Genomic DNA, 20,509 nt, shown 5'->3' on the forward strand with positions numbered 1-20,509 from the left:
GCAACGCGACCACCAGGATCCACACCGTCGTGAGGATGCTGGCCGCGAGGGTTTCGCGCCCACCCAGCAGGCGCGTCAACAAGCGCATCAGCGGCCAGCTGGCAAAGGCCAGGATCGCCCCCCAGAGTAGCGCCGAGATGAACGGCGCCATGACCCACAAGGCGGCGCCCAACAGCGCCAGCAACAGAATCTGGACCAGCAGACGGTCATTGTTGGCCATGATGGCCCTCGTTCAACGAATCAGTTCCAGATGCAGGCCCTCGGTAGGCGCCGTACCCACTTCGAGACGGGCACTGCGTACACCGGCCTTGACCAGTTGCTCGCGCCAGGCTTCGGCCGCCTGGCCGCTGAGGCTGGCACGCAGGGTGCTGTCCAGGTTCAGGCTGCGGGCCAGCAGCGAAACCCACGCAGGCTGTGGTGCGCTCAGGTCAGGGTAGTCGAGCTTGCCGGTATCGCGCATCTCACGCAGCACCGTGGCGGGTGTCGGCAGCACTTCGCCCAGCGGGCTGTCAGCGACGAATTCCTCGACATGCAGGTAGGCGCGGCGATTGCCGCGGGTGACGCTGTACAGGGCGACCAGCGTGTCGGCCTCTTCGGCCGAGCGGCGCAAAAGAATGAAGGCCTGCTGCTCGTCGCCACCATTGAGACGGGCGTTGTTGAACACATCGTTGGCCCAGATGCTGGCCTCGCCGCAGTCACGGCCCTGGCACCAGAACAGCGGATAGCCACCGTCGCGCTGCAGCTCCTCACGTGCGCTGGTAAAGGCTTCGCGGGCAGTGCGCTCCACCGGCAGTTCGTAGGTGACCGAGCTGACCTGGCCACGGCTCTCGACCTTGCCCTCGACGCGCAGGCGACCGCTGATCTTGCGTACCGGGCCCATGGGGTAGACCCTCTCCCCCTCCACGACCGGACGCTGGTCGACCACCTTGGCATCGGCCGGCACCGGCAGGCTCCCGGCCCACAGCAGCGGACTGGCGAGTGTGAGGCAGGCGGCGATGGCACTGCGAACGAGGAACGGCGCGCTCATCGGCCGTCCTTGCGGCGTCGGGCGCCGTGGCGAAGATCGTGAATGTCTGGCATGTATGGTTGTCTCCCTGTTCAACCCGCCAAGCCTCGACACTTGTCCAGTGCAAGTCAAGCAAAGCCAAAGAAGCGATTGAAACAGTCTGCGACAAGGGCCGCGCCCTGCGCATCGTTCAAGTGCAGATGATGACCACCGGGCAAGGTCACCTGCTCGAAGGGTAGCTGCTCCAGCAGAGTTGTGTGGCGCGCCAGCATGCCGTCCTCGGCGATCACCAGGCAGGTCGGGCAGTTCACCCGGCGCACAAAGGCCATGGCTTGCGCCTCGTTCAGGCGCACTGGCGACGGCAAGGTCAGGCGACTGTCGCTGCGCCAACTGTAACCGCCAGGCACCGGCATGAGCCCACGCTGGGCGAGCAGCTCGGCAGCTTCGCGGCTGACTGCGACCATGCCCTTCATCCGCGCCTGCACGCCCTCTTCCAGGCTCGGGTACACCGACTTGCGCTTGCCATCCAGGCGCAGTTGCGCCTGCAGTGCCATACCCAGGCGCTCGGCGGCATCCTGCTCGGCGACCGTAGGCGGGATGACGCCATCGATCAACGCCAGATGGCTGATCCGTTCAGGCAGTGCGCCCGCCAGCTGCACCGAGATGATCGCCCCCAGCGAATGCCCGAGCAGGCCAAAGCGCTCCCAGCCCAGTTGCTCGGCTACCCGCAGCACGTCATGGGCATAATCGGCCAGGTTGTAGCTCGCCCCGGCTGGACGATGCTGTGAATAGCCGTGCCCGGCCAGGTCGAGCGTGACAATGCGCAGGCCTTTCAGGCGCGGGGCCAGATGGGCGAAGCTGTTGGCGTTGTCGAGCCAGCCGTGCAGAGCGATCACCGGCAGGCCGTCGGCAGGACCGAACAGGTGTGCGGCCAGTTCGATATGCCCCAGGCTCAGGCGAATCTCCTCGACCTGCGCGCTCATACCTGGCTCCAGCGATCGAACAGGCCCTTGATCAGGCTGGCAGTATCGGTGGGCCGCTCCAGTGGAAACATGTGCCCGCCCGGAACGCTGTGATACTCCCCCCGCGGCATCGCACGTACCGCCAGGGCGTGGTGTTTGCGGATCACCCGGCTGCGATCGCCACGCACCATGGCCAGTGGCACCTGCAGTTGACGCGCAGGGGCCGGACTGACATGGGGAATGCTGCGGTAGATGCGCATCTCGGTGCTGGGGTCGAAGCGCAGACGCACGCCCTCCTCCACCGTTTGCAACCCGTGCTCGAGATAAGCTTCGAGGCAATCGGGATCGAACTGGCGGAACAGCGTCTTGCTGGCGAAATAACTGCGTGCGCTGTCGCGATCAGGAAACGCCTCGCGCCGTCCTTCGGTTCGCCCGGCTGGCGTGATGCGGTCGATGAAACCGAAGCGCTTGGCGGTGCGGATCAGCCACTGGTCAGCGCGGGTCAGCACCGGCGAATCGAGCATCACCACACCGCGGTAGAGCTCGGGTCGGCGCAGGGCGGCGTGCAGGTGCAGCACACCACCGAGGGAATGACCGACACCCCAGACCGGCGCCGGCTGCTGCGCCAGATGGTGCAGCAGCTCATCGACCAGGTTCTGCCAGTTGTCATCCACTGGAAAGCGCGGGTCGTGGGCATGCTGCTCCAGGTGACAGACCTGGTAGTCCGGGGCCAGGGCCGCGAACAGCTTGCCGTAGGTGGCTGAAGGGAAACCGTTGGCATGGGCGAAGAAGATCTGCTGCGACATGACCGCCTGGTCCGACTGGAGAGTGATAGCCCATTGTCAGCAACCTGCCGGTTGGCGGCAACGTTCTGAAAGGTCATCGGCAAGGGCTATCAGGTCACGTCGCGCTATCGAGGCGACGCAAAGCCCCATTGCGCCAGAGCGATACCTAGTATTTCTGTCAGTTTCACCCGTTTCTTGCCTGGTTCACACTGAGCCATAAACCCCCGGAAACCTGAGGAATTGGCGATGTCAACCGCTGAGGGCAAGCAGCAACTGCATACACAAAACCCGGTCTCGCGGCCTCTGACTTTCAAGGTCACACGCAGCGCCGAGACAGACTACCCCAAACCTTCCGTACTGCAGGCAACGGGCGACAGGCTCGATCCCATCGACGCGCTCAACGGCGCTACCGTAAGGGCACAGTATCCGACCATGCTACCCAGTGACATTCTGGCGGCGGACTGGGCCGGGAATACTGCGGCAGACAGTTGGCAGAGCGACCAACAACCCGGAAGTCTATTTGGGTATGTCGATTTCCAGGCGCCTGTCAGCGTGGTGGCTGCCAGCCAGGGCAAGACGGTCACCCTGCGCTACGCAGTAGTACGCAGTGGCCAGGCCGCGAAATTATCCTTGCCACTGCTGCTGGCGGTAGGAACCCTGGCGCAAGCCCATTTGCCTGCGCCTGTGATCCCCCAGGCCAACGCAACCACCAAGGTACTCGACCTCAACAACTTCACCGGTGATGCACAGGTCAAGGTTGAACCATGGCCATTGATCGCGGTGGGTCAACGAGTATGGGTCCGCTTGGACGGGACCCTCGAAAATGGCTCGACCCATACCTTTTACCTGGCCCGAGGCGCAGAGGTCACCGCGGACCAGGTAGCCGCAGGACTGGACCTGATCTTGCAACGCAGCGAACTGGAGGCGCTCAAGCATGGCTCCAGCCTCACGGCAACGGTGTCGGTAACATTCGACGCCAGCAACAACGAGGGACAGGCCCGAGTTTTCCCGGACGTGCTCTACACGCTCGAGAAGATCATCGCGGTCAGGCCCACCATCGTTTCCGTGAAAGACAACAACGGATTAGAGGTGCCGCACGGCAGCTCGACGACCTCGCCGAACCTGGTATTGAGCGGTCAGGCATCAGCCAACCAGCAGGTCGAAGTGCTCGACGGCGCCAGCGTGATAAGCACCGAGCCTGTCGCAGCGAACGGCAGTTGGACAAGCACACTGACAAGCTTGGGCGTGAAGACCTATGACTTCAAAGTCCGGGGCCTCTACGCAGGCAATCCTGAGTCTGATGTATGGACCGTACACAGGATCCAGGAGCTGGTCCTTGCAAGACCGGTCATTCCCCTGGCACCAGGCGATGTACTACCACCTCAAGCCGTCCCCTCCACCGGCCTGCCCGTCCTGGTCGAAGTCTACGGTGGCATGGCCATCGGTGATGTGGTGTCGGTGACTTTTGCGGGAATCGCTGGCGCCCCGCAGACTGTTGGCAGCGTAAGTCGGCTCACGTTTTCTGTTCCCAAGGCTCAGGTAGACGCCAATGCGGGCAGAACGGTGGCTGTGCAGTACCTGGTCACTCGAGTCTCTGGAGGGGCGGCGGTCCCCTCGCCTGCCGTGAACCTGCGGATCAACGTGGTGACTCCGCCCCTGACTATCGACACGTCGCCCGCGACGCTCAATGGCAGTATCCACCGCAACGCCAACCCAGTGACCAACCCACCCCCCAATGCATTCGTGCAGCGCACCGCCTCCGGCGGGAAACCACCGTATACCTACTCAACGAGCAACGGCAACGTGGTCGAAGTCAATGCTTCCACGGGGCTAGCGGTGTCTTATGGCAGCGGGACGGCGGAGGTGATCGTAACCGATACCGCCGGTGCCCGTGCCAGCTATCCGGTGACCGTATCCAATGTCAGGCGGGTTGAAGGCCTGGGCTCGTTCAATGTGTGGTATTGGTGCCGAGATCTGGCCGCGCAGAGAGGTGGAACATTACCTACGCTTGCAGAATGGGATGCGATGCGCGCTTGCTACAACAACAACCCAGGCATCAATGATCGGGCGTGGAGTGCGGACTCGGCGGGAACAGGCAGACGCTATGCGATAGACGTTGCCAACGGCAACAGGGTGTCCTTGCGTGCAACGAATATCGGTGGAGATACAGCTGTGGGTTGGGGAATATTCAGTCGCTGAGGCGCACTGGATCCATACTACGTACACCAGAAGGCCGAATGCATCGTCGTTATCGGCCTCCCACCACGCAAGCGCAGGACCTGAAGATAAAATCAGGGGGCGACACGCTGTCTCAGCAATGTCATCACACCGAGAGGTGGCAAATCCCCTTCAAGTTCTGCCAGGTTCGCAGTGCTCATATGTGCTGGCTGCTGCAAATGCCCATGCTCCAGCACTCCCACCAGCGCGCCCACCAATGGCTGATGACTGACCAACAGCACATGTTCAAGCCCCAACCGCTCGATCTCTGCGATGACCTCCTCCACCCGACTTTCCGGCGTAAGCCACGGCACGGTGCGTACCGGCTCGATGAAACCAAGGGTGTCATGCACCAGCGCAGCCGTCTGCTGGGCGCGCACAAAAGGGCTGGCAATGATCGCCTGCAACGGCTGGCCTAGCAGTCGTGCGGCGCTGTGCAGCACTTGCTCGCGACCATGGGCCGTGAGGCGACGCTCGGCGTCGGTGTTGGCCCGTGGCTCTGCCTCGCCATGGCGCAGGATCCACAGCTTCACAGCTTGGGCTCCTCGTCGCGCACCGGGTGCGGCGCCGGGGCAACCGCATGCGGCGCCTCGCCTTCAGGGGCACGGGGGCCAGGCCAGTCGGCAAACGGCCAGGGTTTCTGGTCGGTGTGGAAGGCGCCGAAGCGACCGATCTGCGACAGGTACTGGCTGAGGCTGTCGCCGAAGTTCATCAGGCTGGCACTCGGCGCGCCATACACCAGGCGGTAGATCAGCTGCACCAGCACCAGCCCGCCAAGCAGCAGCTCGGCCAGTTGCCAGACCACCAGGAACACCAGCATCCACAGCACCCGCAGGATGATCGACTCGCGCTGGGCGCGCTCGGGCGTATCGTTCATGTGTCGCTCCTTGCTCTGATTTGGAGCCGCTGACGGCTCAGTTGAAACCGCTGGTGGAAATGAAATCGACGTCGGTCTTGGGCTCGGCACGCATCAGGTGCTCGATCACCTGGGCCAGGGTTCGCCCCTCGAACAGAATCGCGTGCAGCCCGGCCACCAGCGGCATGTAGACCTGCACTTCCTGAGCCTTGGCCTTGAGCACTTTCAAGGTATTCACCCCTTCGGCCACTTCGCCCAGGCGGCTGACTGCCTCTTCCAGGCTCAACCCCTGCCCCAGGGCATGCCCGACCTGGTAATTGCGGCTCTTGGGCGAGGAGCAGGTGACGATCAGGTCACCCACCCCTGCCAGCCCCAGGAAGGTCATGGGGTTGGCGCCCTGGCTCACGGCGAAGCGGGTCATTTCGGCCAGCGCCCGGGTGATCAGCATGCTCTTGGTGTTCTCGCCCATCTCCAGCGCCACGGCCATTCCGGCGATGATCGCGTAGACGTTCTTCAGCGCGCCCCCAAGCTCCACACCGAAGCGGTCGGCGCTGGCATAGACGCGAAAGGTGCGCCCGTGCAGGACATCCTGCACGCGCTGGCACAGCGCCTCGTCCTCACTGGCAACCACAGTGGCGGTCAAGGCATGCTCGGCGATCTCACGGGCCAGGTTCGGCCCGGACAGCACGCCGATACGCGCCTGGGGTGCGATCTCTTCGAGAATCTGGCTCATCAGCTTGAAGGTCTGCGCCTCGATGCCCTTGGTCAGGCTGACCAGGCACTTGCCGCGCAGCAGCTCGGCATGTGGCGCGAGTACGCTGCGCAAGGCGCTCGACGGCAGCGCGACGAACACCAGGTCGCTCGATTGCAGGGTCGCCAGCAGGTCATTGACCGGCTCGACGCCATCATGCAGGCGAATGCCTTTGAGGTAACGAGGATTCTCGCGGTTGGCGCGCATGGCCTCGGCCTGCTCCGGGTCGCGCATCCATTGACGCACCGGATTGCCGTTTTCAGCCAGCAGGTTCGCCACGGCGGTGCCGAAGCTCCCGCCTCCCAGAACTGCAACAGGTTGCTGTTCAGTCATATTCAATCCGTTAAAGCCATTAAGTTAAGTGGCGACGCAGGCATTATACGGCTCGTCTGCTACAGAACCAGTGTCGGCACCAGCCTCTTCACAGGCAAAGCCGCCTGCACGGCGCGCGCACGCATGCCTTGCCAGAAGGGATTTATCCGAAAGAGGGTGGCAAATCCAGCGCAGATCACTGGAAAAACCCCCACGGTCGGTTACCATGCCTGGTTTATCCCGCACACAAGGCCGTCACGTGTTCCCAGGCACGCCTCCTGCCCCTCGCCTGCTGTTGCTGACCGCCCTGCTCGGGGGTTCGGCCATGGCCGATGACCTGTTCATCGACAACCAGGACCTGCCGCAGGTTCTGACCGCCACACGCCTGAAACAATCCCCGGCCGCAGTGCCCGGCAGCATGACCGTGCTCGACAGCGAACTGATCCGCGCCAGCGGCGCGCGAGACATCCCCGAGCTTTTGCGCCTGGTGCCCGGCATGATGATCGGCTACGGCGCCGGTAACCAGCCGACCGTCAACTACCATGGCAGCAACGTCAACGACGCCCGGCGCATGCAGGTGCTGATCGACGGCCGTTCGGTGTACCGCGCAGGCCTCGCCACCGTGGACTGGAGCGATATCCCGCTGGCGATCGAGGATATCGAACGCATCGAGGTGTTCCGCGGCCCCAATACCGTCAGCTATGGTGCCAACGCCCTGATGGCCGTGGTCAACATCCTCACCCGCAGCCCCGCCGACAGCCACGGCACGCGACTGAAGATCACCCAGGGCCAGGATGGCATCAACGATTTCTATGCCAGCCAGGGCTTCGGCTGGGAAGGCGGCGATCTGCGCCTGTCGATGTCCGGCATGCAGGACGATGGCTTCGACAAGAACCAGTACGGCCAGGACTACCGCGACAGCCGCCGGCTGACCCGCTTCAACCTCAGCGCCAGCCACACCCTGGCGCCCGACCAGACCCTCGAATGGCAACTGGCGGCCAAGGAAGGCAGCAACCAACGCCCCTACACCTATACCCCGGTGTTCCCCTTCATCACCGGGCGTGGCGACAACGCCGACCTCAACGCCAAGGATTACGCGGGCTCGGTGCGCTGGAACATCGACTTCAGCCCCGAGCACAGCCTGTACGTACAGGGCTCGGCGCAGCAGTTCGACCGCCAGCAGGTATGGCGTGCTTGCGATGCGACGCTGGCTTTCAGCCCCGAGTTGACCCGGCTGTGGCAACTCAATCCAGACTACGCCGAACAAGTGGCGCGCAACGCCAACAACCCGCCCAACAACAACGACCCGGTATTGCAGAGCCTGCGCAACCAGATCAAGAGCCAGTGGGACAACGGCGGTAACCGTGAAGTCTGCGGTGATGTCGACCAGAGCACACGCGAAACCCGCTACGACCTGGAAATCCAGGATACCCTGAGCCTCACCGACACCCTGCGCCTGCTCAGCGGCTTCAACTACCGCTATGACCGTGCCGACTCGCAGACCTACTTCAACGGCAGCCTCGACGACCGCACCTGGCGCTTGTTCGGACAGCTCGAATGGCGCGCCGACGAACACTGGATCCTCCAGGGTGGGGCCATGTTCGAGGACAGCGAGTTGTCCGGCAGCTCGCTGACTCCGCGCGTGGCGGTCAACTACCTGATCACCCCGCGCCACGGCCTGCGTGCGGTGTACTCCGAGGCCGTACGTTCGCCGGACATGTTCGAGAACAACGTCAACTGGAGCTACACGGTCAAGAACCTCACGCCCAACGCGCTGGGTTTGCAGAACGGTGAATACTTCGTCAAGACCCGAGGCCCGGGCAACCTCGACCAGGAGCGCATGCGCTCGCGCGAGCTGGGCTACAACGGCTACTTCGCGGACATCGACCTGAGTCTGGACGTCAAGCTGTTCTACGACGAAATCACCGGGATGATCAGCGAGCCACTGAAGAACAACCAGTACATCGCCAGCAATGCCAACAAGTCCCGCTTCAGCGGCACCGAGACACAACTGGACTGGCGCCTGAGCATGCGCGACCGTCTGCGCTTGACCTATGCCTACGTCGACGCCTGGGCCAGCAACCCCGACGACCGCCGACTCAGCGCACGCAACAGCGGCTCGGCCGGCTGGATGCGCGACTGGGGCCAGGGATGGTCGAGTGCCCTCTTCTATTATGGCGACGACGCCCTCAACCAATACCGCTACGAGCGTATAGACCTGCGCGTGGCCAAGCGCCTGCGGGTGTATGGCAGCTCGCTGGAGCTCGCTGCGCTGTGGCAGCAGCGCCTGGACGACCAGCCCACCACCATCGAGCAGAACCGCTACGACAGCCGCCATCGCCTGAGTTTCAGCGCGGAGCTGGAGTTCTGATGCTGCGCCTGCTGCGCCTGTTGCTGCTGTGCCTGTGGCCGATGGGCGCGCTTTCGGCCAGCGAAATCCTGCTGGTGGGCAGCGAAGACCAGCCCGGTGTGCGCAGTTTCGTCGCCGCACTGGAGGCACGCCGCCCTCACGACCACGTGCGCTTCCAGACCGTGGCGCAACTGCCCCGCCCAGCGTTGCTCAAACCCGAGACCCGCTTGATCCTGCTGGACAACGTCGCACTCGACTGGCGCATGGGCGAAACCGCAGGTCCTGCGGCGCTGGTCCTGCGGGTCAGCCGCGTGCAGGCCGAACAGCGCCTGGGAAAGTCGCGCCCCTCCTACCTGAGCCTGCTGTGGAGCGACCCGCCACTGCCACGGCAACTGCGCCTGACCCGCTACCTGCTACCGCAAGCGCGACGCATTGGCGTGCTGTACGGCCCCGGCAGCCGCTTTCTGATCGATGAGCTGCGCCAGGCTGCGCGTGGCCTGGGTCTGGAGATCGTCGCCCAGGACTGGGCCGACCTGCGTGACAGCCGCCCGTTGCAGCACCTGCTGGGCAACAGCGACGTTCTGTTGGGGATCGACGATCCCGAGTTGTACAACTCCAAGACCGCCAAGAACGTCCTGCTCAGCAGCTATGGCCGACAGATGGCGCTGATCGGCCCCAACGCCGGCTTCGTTCGCGCTGGCGCCCTGGCGAGCACCTACAGCGACCAGGACGACTGGCTGGCAGTACTCGACGACTTGCTCGACCAGCCGCCGGCACACTGGCCCCGTAGCCTCTACCCCGAACACTACGGGGTCAGCGGCAACCAGCAGGTCGCCCGCGCCCTGGGCCTGGAACCCATCGATCCGAACGCCGCCGCCCTGGCCCTGGCCGAAGGAGAACCCACCCCATGACCAAGCGCCTGAGCTGGGACATCCACACACGCACCCAGATCATCAGCCTGGGGCCCGCGCTGCTGCTCACCCTACTGTTGATCAGCTTCTTTACCTTCGTGCGTATCCAGGACTTGCGGCAGGAGCTCAACCACACCGGTCAACTGATCGCCAACCAACTGGCGCCAGCCTCCGAATACGGGGTGATCTCAGGCAACAACGAGGTGCTCGAAAGCTTGATGCGGGCGACCCTGAGCATCCCTCACGTGCGTTTTCTCGAGGTGCAGGACAGCCGCAACCACATCCTGGTCTACGTCGAGCAGTCGGGTGAAAGCGTCAGCCGCGCCCAGCGCGTCGAGGTGTTCCAGGCGCCCATTCGCCTGCAACAGATCCGCCTGGACAACGACTTCCTGCAGGAAGGCAAGACGCCCCCCAGCATTGGCGACGATTACCTGGGGCGAGTGATCGTCGGCATGTCCGACGACGCCTTCAGCGAACGCCAGCAGGAGATCGTGATCAAGGCCGGCATTCTCGCGCTGTTCGCCTTGCTGTTCACCTTTCTTCTCGCCCGGCGCCTGGCCAGGAGCCTGTCCAAGCCGATCAGTGACATGGGGCATGCGGTCGAGGCCATCCAGCAGGGCGAGTTCAACGCCCCATTGCCAGTGGTCGACGATAGCGAACTGGGTCATCTGGCACGCCACATCAACAACCTTGCCAGCGCCCTGGACCAGGCCAGCCACGAGCAGAGCCAGGCCATTGCCCAGTTGACCCAGGCGCGCGAGGAGGCCGAGCAGGCCAACCGCGCCAAGTCCGACTTCCTGGCGATGATGAGCCACGAGCTGCGGACCCCGATGAACGGCGTACTCGGCATGCTGCAGTTGCTGGAAACCACCCCGCTGACCGGTGAGCAAGCCGAATACACGGCCGTGGCCAGCGAGTCTACCGGCCACCTGCTCAAGGTGATCAACGACATCCTCGACTTCTCGCGTATCGAACGCACCAGCCTGGAACTGGAGCACATCGATTTCAACCTTGGCGAGCTGATTGCCAGCAGCGTGCAATCGTTCCAGCACAGCGCTCAACAGCGCAACCTGGCCCTGCACCTGCACCTGCCGCCGGGCATGGACCGCCTGCAAGTGATCGGCGATCCGACACGCATCCGCCAGATCCTGTTGAACCTGGTAGGCAATGCGTTGAAGTTCACCGAGCGCGGCGAAGTGGAGATCGAGGCCCGCTGGCAGATGCTCGACCGTCAGCTGCTCTGGCTGACCTGCGCGGTCCGCGATACCGGCATCGGTATCGACAGCGATCGGCTGGAAACGATGTTCGTCGCCTTCCAGCAAGCCGACAGTTCTATTTCAAGGCGTTACGGCGGCACCGGGTTGGGCCTGTCCATCGCCCGTACCCTGGCCGAGCGCATGGGCGGCAAGTTGCGCGGCGAAAGCCGCGAGGGCATGGGTTCGACCTTCACCTTGGAAGTCCCTTTGATGCTGTCGAGCAAGCCAGCAGCGCGCCTGCTCGGTCACGAGCATGACGCACTGCTGGGTGGCGACGGCCAGCGCGTCCTGCTGGTGGAAGACAATCCGGTCAACCAGAGCGTCATCGAAGCCATGCTGCGCAGCCTGGGCTTCGAGGTCAGCGTGGCACTGGACGGCGCGCAAGCGGTGGAAATGGCCGGCCAGCAAAGTTTTGCGGCGATCCTGATGGACTGTCGCCTGCCACTGATGGACGGCTACGAAGCCACACGCCGCATCCGCCAGCACGGCGCGCAACTGCCGATCATCGCCTTGACCGCCAATGCTCTGCAGGGCGATCGGGAACGCTGCCTGGCTGCAGGAATGAACGATTACCTGAGCAAACCGTTCAAACGCACCGATCTGCAACGCATTCTGCAGCGCTGGTTGCCCGGCCGGACAGCCGCGACTGGCGATTAATGATAAAGTGCGGCAGTCTTAAAGACTGGACAGGGCCGTCGTTGGCCCTGAAAATAAAACTTTCAGTGCACACCTGTACTTCTTTTGCCAGGTGCGCTGTGACTTTCACCACAACGCAATAGTCTACCTGTAGGCTGCCGCCCGGACTCTCTAGGATTTCGGGTTGGCCGGGAAGATTCATCCCCTGCCACAGGGGGTTATTGAGGAGCTCGCATGACCAAACAACACGCCTTTACTCGGGAAGACCTGCTGCGCTGCAGTCGCGGTGAGCTGTTCGGCCCCGGTAATGCGCAACTGCCCGCCCCGAACATGCTGATGGTAGACCGCATCACCCACATCAGTGAGGAAGGCGGCAAGTTCGGCAAAGGTGAATTGGTCGCCGAGCTGGATATCACTCCAGACCTGTGGTTCTTCGCCTGCCACTTCGAAGGCGATCCGGTGATGCCGGGGTGCCTGGGCCTCGACGCCATGTGGCAGCTGGTTGGCTTTTTCCTCGGCTGGCAAGGCTTGCCGGGCCGCGGTCGCGCACTGGGTTCGGGCGAAGTGAAGTTCTTCGGCCAGGTGCTGCCTACCGCCAAGAAAGTCACCTACAACATCCACATCAAGCGCGTCCTGAAAGGTAAGCTGAACATGGCCATCGCCGATGGCTCGGTCAGCGTCGACGGTCGCGAGATCTACACCGCCGAAGGCCTGCGGGTCGGCGTGTTCACCTCCACTGACAATTTCTAAGGGTTATTCGCATGCGCCGCGTCGTTATCACTGGTCTGGGCATCGTTTCGTGCCTGGGCAATGACAAAGCTACCGTCACCGAAAACCTGCGCAACAGCCGTCCGGGTATCCGTTACAACCCGGAATACAAGGAAATGGGGCTGCGTAGCCAGGTTTCCGGCTCTATCGACCTGAACCTTGAAGAGCTGATCGACCGCAAGGTCTATCGCTTCGTCGGCCACGCCGCCGCCTACGCCTACCTGGCGATGCAGGACGCGATCAAGGACGCAGGCCTGACCGAAGAGCAGGTGTCCAGCCCACGCACCGGCCTGGTTGCAGGTTCCGGCGGCGCTTCGACCCTGAACCAGATGGAAGCACTGGACACCCTGCGCGAGAAAGGCGTCAAGCGTGTCGGCCCGTACCGTGTCACCCGTACCATGGGCAGCACCGTATCGGCGTGCCTGGCTACCCCGTTCAAGATCAAGGGCATCAACTACTCGATCTCGTCGGCCTGTGCCACCTCCGCACACTGCATCGGCACCGCGCTGGAGCAGATCCAGTGGGGCAAACAAGACATCGTCTTCGCCGGCGGCGGTGAAGAAGAGCACTGGAGCCAGTCGTTCCTGTTCGATGCCATGGGCGCCCTGTCGACCAAGCGCAACGAAACCCCTGAGCTGGCCTCGCGCGCCTACGACGCTGACCGTGATGGCTTTGTCATCGCTGGCGGTGGCGGCATGGTGGTGGTCGAGGAGCTGGAACACGCCCTGGCCCGTGGCGCCAAGATCTACGCCGAAATCGTCGGCTACGGCGCGACTTCCGATGGTTACGACATGGTCGCCCCAAGTGGCGAAGGCGCGATCCGCTGCATGCAGCAGGCGCTGTCCACCGTCGACACCCCGATCGACTACCTGAACACTCACGGCACCTCGACGCCGGTCGGCGACGTCGCTGAAATGAAAGGCGTGCGCGAAGTATTCGGCGACAAGGCACCCAAGATCAGCTCGACCAAGAGCCTGTCCGGCCACTCGCTGGGTGCCGCTGGCGTGCACGAGGCGATCTACTGCCTGCTGATGATGGAAAACAACTTCATCGCCGGCTCCGCCAACATCGACGAACTGGACCCAGAGGTCGCCGACCTGCCGGTACTGCGTCAGACCGAAGAAAACGCCAAGATCGACACGGTCATGAGCAACAGCTTCGGCTTCGGCGGCACCAACGCCACCCTGGTGCTCAAGCGCTGGACTGGCAAGTAAGACGCTGCTGCGACAACGAAAACGCCCCGACTGGTTCGGGGCGTTTTCATTTGTGTTGCCTGCGAAAGGGTCGGAAGCTCAACGCTGCCTGGGCAGCACCGCAAGGAAATTATCCCTCGCCACCTTGCGCGCCACGGCTTCAGGCAACGCATCCAGAAACGGCGCGAATCCGTGCATCTGCTCGCCGACACTGCCGAACTTGCCCACCACATCCGAACCCAGCATGAATCGATCGGGGAAGCGCTCGACCAGCGCCAGCCACGCCTTGCGGGGCTGGCCCTGCTCATCCAGCAGATAGGGCTTCAGTACACTCCACGACAGGTCGATGTACAGATTCGGATAAGCCTCGAGCATGCGCGCAAGCGTTGGCAGGATGAAGTCCATCTGCGTCTGGTGACGATGGATCTCCATGCTGGTACCGGCATGGGCCCAGATGAAACGCGTATGGGGGTGATTGCGCAGCGGCTCCTCGATCTCCGCCAGGTACAATGGGTTACGCTCACGCTTGGAGGTGATGTTCGAATGCACCAGCACCGGCAAGTCACGCTCGGCTGCCAGGTGATAGATGCGTGTCATCGCTTCGTTGTTGGCTCTCGGCGTGTCTCCGCTGGTCAGTGCAGTGAGGTCATCATGCCGGGTGAACACCTCACCGATGCCCTGCCAGAACCCCGGATGCAAGTCGAGCATGCGCTCAATGTGACTGACCGCGTTCTTGTCCACCGGGTTGAAACCCGACAGGAATGGATGAAAGCGTTTCTGCTGTTCGGCCGACAACTTCTGCACCGCTGCCACTACATGGATATCGGTAGCACTGAACCAGTAGGCATCAGCGTCGTCGCCCGCGTAATAGCGTGGGCGCTTGGGTTCATCCTCATGCCATTTTTTCGCCACCGGGATACCGGAAATCATCGCGTGCTCGACGCCGGCCTCGTCCATGGCTTTCAGCAGTGCAGGCATGCCTTCGGTTTCCTGGAAGAAGTCGACGTAATGCAGATGGGCGTCACTGTAGCGATAGTCGCGCGCTTGCGCCGCCTGGCACAGGCACCCGGATAACACGATGCAGGCCAGCACTCTGGCAATCATGGAGCAGCTTCCTTGTTCCAGTCAGGAACAGGGTAGACCCGCGCGGCTGCAAGACGGTTCAGCACGCCGCCGCGACCCGCTATGCTAGGCGCACCCCCTGCCCGTCCGGAGCCCGACCATGAGCAGCCCCCTGATCATCCGCCCACGTGCCGAATCGGTGGAGGGCCAACCGATCCTGCGCCCGCTGCCATCGGCTCAGTGCCGCAGCGTCGGCCCCTTCGTGTTCTTCGACCACATGCTGGAAACCGACTACGCACCCGGCAACGGCATGGACATCCGCCAGCACCCGCATATTGGCCTGTCGACCCTGACCTACCTGTTCGACGGAGAGATCCTGCACAAGGACAGCCTCGGCTCGAACCAGCGCGTGTTGCCAGGTGACGTCAGCTGGATGACTGCCGGACGCGGCGTGGCACATGTGGAACGTACGCCGGCACAAGCCTTCGCCGAGGGCTCGCGGCTGCACGGCCTGCAGGTGTGGCTGGCATCGCCCAAGACGCACGAACAAGGCGATCCGAGCTACAGCTACCACCCCGCAAGCAGCTTGCCGGTGAGTGACAACCTGGGGGTACGCATCCGCCTGATCGCCGGCAACGGATTCTGCCTGGAGTCGCCAGTACCGGTGCTCTCTCCTACCCTCTACGCCCAGGTGCAGATGCAGGCGGCAACCTCGCTGATCGTGCCGAACGAGCACGCACAACGGGCACTGTACCTGCTCGACGGCGAGCTGGTGCTAAACGGCGACGAGGTAGAGGCGTGTAGCCTGGTGGTGCTGCCAGAGGGCGAAGCAGTGGAGCTGTATGCCGAAGGCGAGTGCCAGTTGGTGCTGATAGGCGGCGCGCCGCTGGACGGACCTCGGCGGATGAACTGGAATTTCGTTGCCAGTGATCCGCAGTTGATCGAACAGGCCCGGGCACGCTGGGCGGCAGGTGACTGGCCGCAGGTGCCGGGGGAGACCTCCCGGATCGAGCTACCTCGCTAGGTTCGGCCGCTTTGCGGCCGTTCGCCGGCAAGCCCGCTTCACAAGGGTGGAGCAACCCTGACAAGCAGCGCTGCACCTGTGGGAGCGGGCTTGACCGCGAAGGGCTGCATAGCAGCCCCAATACACCGTCAGTGTGAAAACACTTCTTCCAGCAGATTGTGCATCGCGCGGAAGGCCCGCTCCGAGGTGCGACGGTCGTACTGCATCTTGCCCGGCACGTTGGCATTCGGGTCGGTAAACGAATGTACCGCACCGCCATAGCTCAACAGTTGCCAATCGAGCTTGGCAGCGTTCATTTCAGCCTCGAACGCCGGCAGTTGCTCCTGGGGCACCAGCGGGTCGGAAGCACCGTGGAGCACCAGCACCGAGCCCTTGATGCGCTTGGCATCTTCAGGGTTCGGCGTGTCCAGGGTGCCGTGGAACGACACCGCCGCTTTCAGATCAGCGCCGGTACGTGCCAGCTCCAGGGCGCAGCAGCCGCCGAAGCAAAAACCAAAGGTACCTACCTTGCCCGGCGCCAGCAGCGCCTTGGACTGCCCGAGCAATTGCGCCAGGGCTTCCTGCATGCGCTTGCGCAGCTCGGCGCGGTCATTTTTCAGCGGCATCATCGCCGCACCGGCCTCATCGGCGTTCGACGGACGCACGCCCTGGCCATACAGGTCGGCGATCAGCACCACATAGCCCTTCTCGGCCACTTCCTTGGCGATTCGCTCGGCACCTTCGCCGATGCCCATCCAATTCGGCGCCATCACCAGCCCTGGTCGCCCCAACGCCCCCGGCTCGTAAACCAGACGGCTTTCATAGCCTCTGCCGGAAACGTGATAGACCAGCGACTCGACGATTACCTTGCTCATCAAACTCCTCCTGAACCTGGAACTGTTCCGTATCACAACCCTAGTGTGTACGGACCCCGGTGCAAAAGGCTAGCCGATGCTGACGATCTTCATGATTACCAGAAAGGTCAGATTAGAAAAAAGCGAGCCTGTAATTGATAAGTGTGAACGGGCACAAAAAACCCGCCGAAGCGGGTTTTTTCATGAAGCTCGAACTCAGGCCGACAGCTCGACCAGGAGCTTGTTCAAGCGACGTACGTACGCCGCCGGATCCTTCAGGCTGTCACCGGCAGCCAAGGCCGCCTGGTCGAACAGGATGTGCGACAGCTCCGAGAAGCGGTCCTCGCTCTGCTCGCTGTCGAGCTTCTCGATCAGCGGGTGAGTCGGGTTGAACTCGAAGATCGGCTTGGAATCCGGCACCTTCTGCCCACTGGCCTCGAGGATCTGGCGCATCTGCAAGCCCAGGTCCTGCTCGCCAATGGCCAGGATCGCCGGGGAGTCGGTCAGGCGGTGGGAAACGCGGACTTCAGCCACGCTGTCACCCAGCGCACTCTTCAGACGCTCGACCAGCCCTTCCTTGTCCTTGGCGACTTCTTCCTGGGCCTTCTTGTCCTCTTCGGAATCCAGCTTGCCCAGGTCCAGGTCGCCACGAGCGACGTCAACAAAGCCCTTGCCTTCGAACTCGCTCAGGTAGCTCATCAGCCATTCGTCGATGCGATCGGTCAGCAGCAGCACTTCGATGCCTTTCTTGCGGAAGACTTCCAGGTGCGGGCTGTTCTTCACCTGCGCATACGACTCACCGGTGAGGTAGTAGATCTTGTCCTGGCCTTCCTTGGCGCGGGCCAGGTAGTCCGCCAGGCTGACGCTCTGTTCGCCGCTGTCGTCGTGGGTGGAGGCAAAGCGCAGCAGGCCCGCGATCTTCTCCTTGTTGGCGAAGTCTTCCGCCGGGCCTTCCTTCAGCACCTGGCCGAAGTTCTTCCAGAAGCCTTTGTACTGCTCGGGCTCGTTCTTGGCCAGCTTCTCCAGCATGTCCAATACGCGCTTGGTCAGGGCCGACTTCATCGAGTCGATGATCGGGTCTTTCTGCAGGATTTCACGCGAGACGTTCAGCGACAGGTCGTTGGAGTCGACCACACCCTTGATGAAGCGCAGGTACAGCGGCAGGAACGACTCGGCCTGGTCCATGATGAACACGCGCTGCACATACAGCTTCAGGCCGCGCGGGGCCTCGCGCTGGTACAGGTCGAAGGGGGCGCGGGCCGGTACGTACAGCAGCGAGTTGTACTCGAGCTTGCCTTCGACCTTGTTGTGGCTCCAGGCCAGCGGGTTCTCGAAGTCATGGCCGATGTGCTTGTAGAACTCCTGGTATTCCTCGTCCTTGATCTCGGTACGCGAACGGGTCCACAGCGCGCTGGCGCGATTGACGGTTTCCCATTCCTCGGCCGGCTGTTCTTCGCCTTCGGCGGCAGCAGCCTGCTCCTTGGGCAACTGGATCGGCAAGGCAATGTGGTCGGAGTACTTCTTGACCACGTTGCGCAGACGCCAGCCGTCGGCGAACTCCTGCTCGTCCTTCTTCAAGTGCAGGACGATGCGGGTGCCGCGCTGCGGCTTGTCGATGGTGGCGACTTCGAAGTCGCCCTCGCCTTTGGATGACCAGTGCACGCCTTCGGCTGCAGGTGCGCCGGCACGACGGCTGAAGACATCGACCTTGTCGGCGACGATGAAGGCAGAGTAGAAGCCCACACCGAACTGACCGATCAGGTGCGAGTCCTTCTTCTGGTCGCCGGTGAGGTTCTTCATGAAGTCGGCGGTGCCGGACTTGGCGATGGTACCCAGGTGCGCGATGACATCGGCGCGGCTCATGCCGATACCGTTGTCTTCCAGCGTCACGGTGCCAGCATCCTTGTCGAAGCTGACGCGAATCTTCAGATCGGCATCGCCTTCGAGCAGCTCAGGCTTGGCCAGGGCTTCGAAACGCAGCTTGTCGGCAGCGTCAGAGGCGTTGGAGATCAGCTCGCGCAGGAAGATCTCCTTGTTCGAGTACAGCGAATGGATCATGAGGTGCAGCAGCTGCTTGACCTCGGTCTGGAAGCCCAGGGTTTCTTTTTGAGTCTCCACACTCATCGTCTTCAAACTCCGATCTGTTGGTCATTGCACCCGACGGCAATTACGCATGGCCGGGCAGATGTTCAGCAGATGGGGGCATGTCCGACTATTTCAAGGGCTTATGCGGTTCGATCTTGAAATGCGCCCGGGCAGTGGCGATAGGCGAGTCGCGATCGCCTTGCCAGGCGGTAATCGCCACGTTGGTCACTCGACGGCCCTGGCGCCATAGTTGGCACTGGGCAAAAGTGTCGCGGTAGTGCCCGGCGCGCAGGTAGTCGATGGAGAAGTCGATGATCTTGGGAATGCTCAGGCTCTCGCTGAAAATCAGCAGATAGAGCGCTGCCGAAAGCTCCATGAAACCCGCAATGACACCCCCATGGATGGCCGGCAGCAAAGGGTTGCCGATGTTGTCCTGATTGGCCGGCAGGCGGAACAGCAGGTCATCGCCCTGGCGCTCGCATTCGATGCCGATAAGCGCAGCGTAGGGAATCAGCGCCAGCAACGGCGCATAGTCGCCGCGGGCGTGGGCCTGAGTCAGCTGCTTGCGAACTTCCTCGGGAATCATGCCCTGCCCTCCTTGAGGCCGCTGCCGAAACGGATACCACCACGGGCTTCCTGCCCAAGACGCATGAAGGTGCCAACCACCTGACAAATCGGCTGAGCAGGGTCGTCCTGATAGGCCGTGCCGCGGGTGAAGATCACATCACGGGTGACGCGATAACACTGGGCATGGCCATGGATGTCCTTGCCAGGCTGCGCAGGATGCATGTAGTCGATACGCAGATCCAGGGTCGGGCAGACTTCGAACTGCGGCAGTACACAAAGGGTGGCCATGCCACAGGTGGTGTCCATCAGCGTGGTCAGCACGCCGCCATGGACGGCGCCAGTCTGTGGATTGCCAACGATCGCTGCCGACCAGGGCAGTATCAGGGTCATGCCCTCGGCATCAGCGTGATGGACACGCATCTGCAACACCTGGCAATGCCTGAGCGCTGAAAGAAAACGTCCAGCCATCGCCATCAAGGCCGTCTCACTCATGGTCCGCGTACTCCTTGCCGACTCGACATTTCACAAATCAACGGAAAAGTCGATATAGAACGGGGTGTTATATATCTGCAACCTGCGTTGAACTTATGGCTAGCGGATGGACTCGAAGGTTTCAAGTAAGTTATTCCACCAAGGAGAAACACCCCATGCGTAAACCTTTTGCTTTTGCTCTGATGCTGGCCGCTGCCATGGGCCTGGCTGCTTGCGACAAGGCGAGCGAAGACAAAGCCCAGGACGCACAGCAACATGCCGAGCAAGCCCAGGAGAAGATGGGCGAGGCTCAGGATAAAGTGAACGAGGCCGCCAAGGAAAACGCCGAAGCCGCCAAAGATCAGGCCGAAGCGCAGCAGAAAGCCGCCGAGGAAGCCCAGCCTTCCACTCCGGCACCTTCCACTGCTCCGGCCGAACCTGCCAAGCAGTAATTATGCTGAACG

Annotated in this window: 19 protein-coding genes and 1 pseudogene; 8 read left to right on the forward strand and 12 right to left on the reverse strand. The window is 62.6% G+C overall.

The window, feature by feature from the left end; translation table 11 throughout:
- From F6X62_RS24265 to F6X62_RS24280, 4 genes and pseudogenes are all read right to left on the reverse strand, one after another.
- A pseudogene (locus F6X62_RS24265) lies at positions 1–220 on the reverse strand (AI-2E family transporter); the annotation flags it as partial.
- 12 nt (positions 221–232) lie between these two features.
- On the reverse strand, positions 233–1,027 hold the full coding sequence (locus tag F6X62_RS24270; RefSeq protein WP_153774953.1) for a DUF4892 domain-containing protein: 795 nt from the start codon (positions 1,025–1,027) through the stop codon (positions 233–235).
- 107 nt (positions 1,028–1,134) lie between these two features.
- Entirely contained in the window at positions 1,135–1,989 is an 855-nt protein-coding gene (locus tag F6X62_RS24275; protein WP_153774954.1) for an alpha/beta hydrolase, read from the reverse strand.
- Positions 1,986–2,774 carry an alpha/beta fold hydrolase gene (locus F6X62_RS24280; protein WP_153774955.1) on the reverse strand — a complete coding sequence of 263 codons (789 nt, stop codon included), beginning with the start codon at positions 2,772–2,774 and terminating at the stop codon, positions 1,986–1,988. The genes F6X62_RS24275 and F6X62_RS24280 overlap by 4 nt, the downstream gene beginning before the upstream one ends.
- Positions 2,775–2,999: 225 nt before the next feature.
- Between F6X62_RS24280 and F6X62_RS24285 the strand changes: the two genes are divergently transcribed.
- Positions 3,000–4,952, forward strand: coding sequence for a hypothetical protein (locus tag F6X62_RS24285; RefSeq protein ID WP_153774956.1), 1,953 nt, complete (start codon positions 3,000–3,002; stop codon positions 4,950–4,952).
- Positions 4,953–5,044: 92 nt separating this feature from the next.
- Here F6X62_RS24285 and sixA read toward each other — a convergent pair whose 3' ends face one another.
- Genes sixA through F6X62_RS24300 form a run of 3 tightly spaced genes read right to left on the reverse strand, consistent with a single transcriptional unit; the run spans position 5,045 to position 6,910 of the window.
- Positions 5,045–5,503: a phosphohistidine phosphatase SixA gene (gene sixA, locus F6X62_RS24290; RefSeq protein WP_153774957.1), complete on the reverse strand. Its 459-nt coding sequence runs from the start codon at positions 5,501–5,503 to the stop codon at positions 5,045–5,047.
- Positions 5,500–5,847, reverse strand: coding sequence for a DUF4389 domain-containing protein (locus tag F6X62_RS24295; RefSeq protein WP_153774958.1), 348 nt, complete (start codon positions 5,845–5,847; stop codon positions 5,500–5,502). Before F6X62_RS24295 ends, sixA begins: the two co-directional genes overlap by 4 nt.
- A 37-nt stretch (positions 5,848–5,884) precedes the next feature.
- Positions 5,885–6,910, reverse strand: a complete 1,026-nt coding sequence (locus F6X62_RS24300) for an NAD(P)H-dependent glycerol-3-phosphate dehydrogenase (RefSeq protein ID WP_112898747.1) — start codon at positions 6,908–6,910, stop codon at positions 5,885–5,887.
- A gap of 238 nt (positions 6,911–7,148) precedes the next feature.
- Here F6X62_RS24300 and F6X62_RS24305 point away from each other — a divergent pair, with 238 nt between their 5' ends.
- The 5 genes from F6X62_RS24305 (at position 7,149) to fabB (ending at position 14,024) form a co-directional block, all read left to right on the forward strand.
- A complete protein-coding gene (locus tag F6X62_RS24305) occupies positions 7,149–9,260 on the forward strand; it encodes a TonB-dependent siderophore receptor (protein ID WP_153774979.1) in 2,112 nt (703 codons plus the stop codon).
- Complete coding sequence (locus F6X62_RS24310; RefSeq protein WP_153774959.1) at positions 9,260–10,150, forward strand: ABC transporter substrate-binding protein; 891 nt, start codon at positions 9,260–9,262, stop codon at positions 10,148–10,150. The genes F6X62_RS24305 and F6X62_RS24310 overlap by 1 nt, the downstream gene beginning before the upstream one ends.
- Positions 10,147–12,063 carry a response regulator gene (locus F6X62_RS24315; protein WP_153774960.1) on the forward strand — a complete coding sequence of 639 codons (1,917 nt, stop codon included), beginning with the start codon at positions 10,147–10,149 and terminating at the stop codon, positions 12,061–12,063. The genes F6X62_RS24310 and F6X62_RS24315 overlap by 4 nt, the downstream gene beginning before the upstream one ends.
- Positions 12,064–12,276: 213 nt before the next feature.
- A complete protein-coding gene (gene fabA, locus F6X62_RS24320) occupies positions 12,277–12,792 on the forward strand; it encodes a 3-hydroxyacyl-[acyl-carrier-protein] dehydratase FabA (RefSeq protein ID WP_054894238.1) in 516 nt (171 codons plus the stop codon).
- Between the two features lie 11 nt (positions 12,793–12,803).
- Complete coding sequence (gene fabB, locus F6X62_RS24325) at positions 12,804–14,024, forward strand: beta-ketoacyl-ACP synthase I (RefSeq protein ID WP_054894239.1); 1,221 nt, start codon at positions 12,804–12,806, stop codon at positions 14,022–14,024.
- Between the two features lie 78 nt (positions 14,025–14,102).
- Here fabB and F6X62_RS24330 read toward each other — a convergent pair whose 3' ends face one another.
- Positions 14,103–15,107 carry an amidohydrolase family protein gene (locus F6X62_RS24330; RefSeq protein ID WP_153774961.1) on the reverse strand — a complete coding sequence of 335 codons (1,005 nt, stop codon included), beginning with the start codon at positions 15,105–15,107 and terminating at the stop codon, positions 14,103–14,105.
- A 118-nt stretch (positions 15,108–15,225) separates the two neighbouring features.
- Between F6X62_RS24330 and F6X62_RS24335 the strand changes: the two genes are divergently transcribed.
- Entirely contained in the window at positions 15,226–16,089 is an 864-nt protein-coding gene (locus tag F6X62_RS24335; protein WP_153774962.1) for a pirin family protein, read from the forward strand.
- 128 nt (positions 16,090–16,217) lie between these two features.
- On the opposite strand, the gene F6X62_RS24340 is transcribed toward F6X62_RS24335, so the two are convergent.
- From F6X62_RS24340 to F6X62_RS24355, 4 genes are all read right to left on the reverse strand, one after another.
- On the reverse strand, positions 16,218–16,943 hold the full coding sequence (locus F6X62_RS24340) for a dienelactone hydrolase family protein (RefSeq protein ID WP_153774963.1): 726 nt from the start codon (positions 16,941–16,943) through the stop codon (positions 16,218–16,220).
- 195 nt (positions 16,944–17,138) lie between these two features.
- Positions 17,139–19,046 (reverse strand): molecular chaperone HtpG, encoded by a 1,908-nt coding sequence (htpG, locus tag F6X62_RS24345; protein ID WP_065861955.1) that lies wholly within the window; start codon positions 19,044–19,046, stop codon positions 17,139–17,141.
- An 88-nt stretch (positions 19,047–19,134) separates the two neighbouring features.
- Positions 19,135–19,593, reverse strand: coding sequence for a PaaI family thioesterase (locus tag F6X62_RS24350; RefSeq protein WP_153774964.1), 459 nt, complete (start codon positions 19,591–19,593; stop codon positions 19,135–19,137).
- Positions 19,590–20,066 (reverse strand): PaaI family thioesterase, encoded by a 477-nt coding sequence (locus F6X62_RS24355; RefSeq protein ID WP_054894247.1) that lies wholly within the window; start codon positions 20,064–20,066, stop codon positions 19,590–19,592. The genes F6X62_RS24350 and F6X62_RS24355 overlap by 4 nt, the downstream gene beginning before the upstream one ends.
- A 155-nt stretch (positions 20,067–20,221) precedes the next feature.
- Here F6X62_RS24355 and F6X62_RS24360 point away from each other — a divergent pair, with 155 nt between their 5' ends.
- Positions 20,222–20,497 (forward strand): hypothetical protein, encoded by a 276-nt coding sequence (locus F6X62_RS24360; RefSeq protein WP_054894248.1) that lies wholly within the window; start codon positions 20,222–20,224, stop codon positions 20,495–20,497.
- Positions 20,498–20,509: the final 12 nt, after the last annotated feature.

This window comes from Pseudomonas sp. MNR3A (assembly GCF_009650575.1).
GTDB lineage: Bacteria > Pseudomonadota > Gammaproteobacteria > Pseudomonadales > Pseudomonadaceae > Aquipseudomonas > Aquipseudomonas machongensis.

Excerpts from the sequence above, each read along its gene's own strand:
- F6X62_RS24295 (WP_153774958.1), bottom strand. The coding sequence starts at position 5,847 with ATGAACGATACGCCCGAGCGCGCCCAGCGCGAGTCGATCATCCTGCGG.
- F6X62_RS24285 (WP_153774956.1), top strand. The coding sequence starts at position 3,000 with ATGTCAACCGCTGAGGGCAAGCAGCAACTGCATACACAAAACCCGGTC.
- F6X62_RS24275 (WP_153774954.1), bottom strand. The coding sequence starts at position 1,989 with ATGAGCGCGCAGGTCGAGGAGATTCGCCTGAGCCTGGGGCATATCGAA.
- F6X62_RS24360 (WP_054894248.1), top strand. The coding sequence starts at position 20,222 with ATGCGTAAACCTTTTGCTTTTGCTCTGATGCTGGCCGCTGCCATGGGC.
- F6X62_RS24300 (WP_112898747.1), bottom strand. The coding sequence starts at position 6,910 with ATGACTGAACAGCAACCTGTTGCAGTTCTGGGAGGCGGGAGCTTCGGC.
- htpG (WP_065861955.1), bottom strand. The coding sequence starts at position 19,046 with ATGAGTGTGGAGACTCAAAAAGAAACCCTGGGCTTCCAGACCGAGGTC.
- F6X62_RS24310 (WP_153774959.1), top strand. The coding sequence starts at position 9,260 with ATGCTGCGCCTGCTGCGCCTGTTGCTGCTGTGCCTGTGGCCGATGGGC.
- F6X62_RS24335 (WP_153774962.1), top strand. The coding sequence starts at position 15,226 with ATGAGCAGCCCCCTGATCATCCGCCCACGTGCCGAATCGGTGGAGGGC.
- F6X62_RS24270 (WP_153774953.1), bottom strand. The coding sequence starts at position 1,027 with ATGAGCGCGCCGTTCCTCGTTCGCAGTGCCATCGCCGCCTGCCTCACA.
- F6X62_RS24340 (WP_153774963.1), bottom strand. The coding sequence starts at position 16,943 with ATGAGCAAGGTAATCGTCGAGTCGCTGGTCTATCACGTTTCCGGCAGA.
- F6X62_RS24330 (WP_153774961.1), bottom strand. The coding sequence starts at position 15,107 with ATGATTGCCAGAGTGCTGGCCTGCATCGTGTTATCCGGGTGCCTGTGC.
- F6X62_RS24350 (WP_153774964.1), bottom strand. The coding sequence starts at position 19,593 with ATGATTCCCGAGGAAGTTCGCAAGCAGCTGACTCAGGCCCACGCCCGC.
- F6X62_RS24315 (WP_153774960.1), top strand. The coding sequence starts at position 10,147 with ATGACCAAGCGCCTGAGCTGGGACATCCACACACGCACCCAGATCATC.
- F6X62_RS24280 (WP_153774955.1), bottom strand. The coding sequence starts at position 2,774 with ATGTCGCAGCAGATCTTCTTCGCCCATGCCAACGGTTTCCCTTCAGCC.
- fabB (WP_054894239.1), top strand. The coding sequence starts at position 12,804 with ATGCGCCGCGTCGTTATCACTGGTCTGGGCATCGTTTCGTGCCTGGGC.
- fabA (WP_054894238.1), top strand. The coding sequence starts at position 12,277 with ATGACCAAACAACACGCCTTTACTCGGGAAGACCTGCTGCGCTGCAGT.
- F6X62_RS24355 (WP_054894247.1), bottom strand. The coding sequence starts at position 20,066 with ATGAGTGAGACGGCCTTGATGGCGATGGCTGGACGTTTTCTTTCAGCG.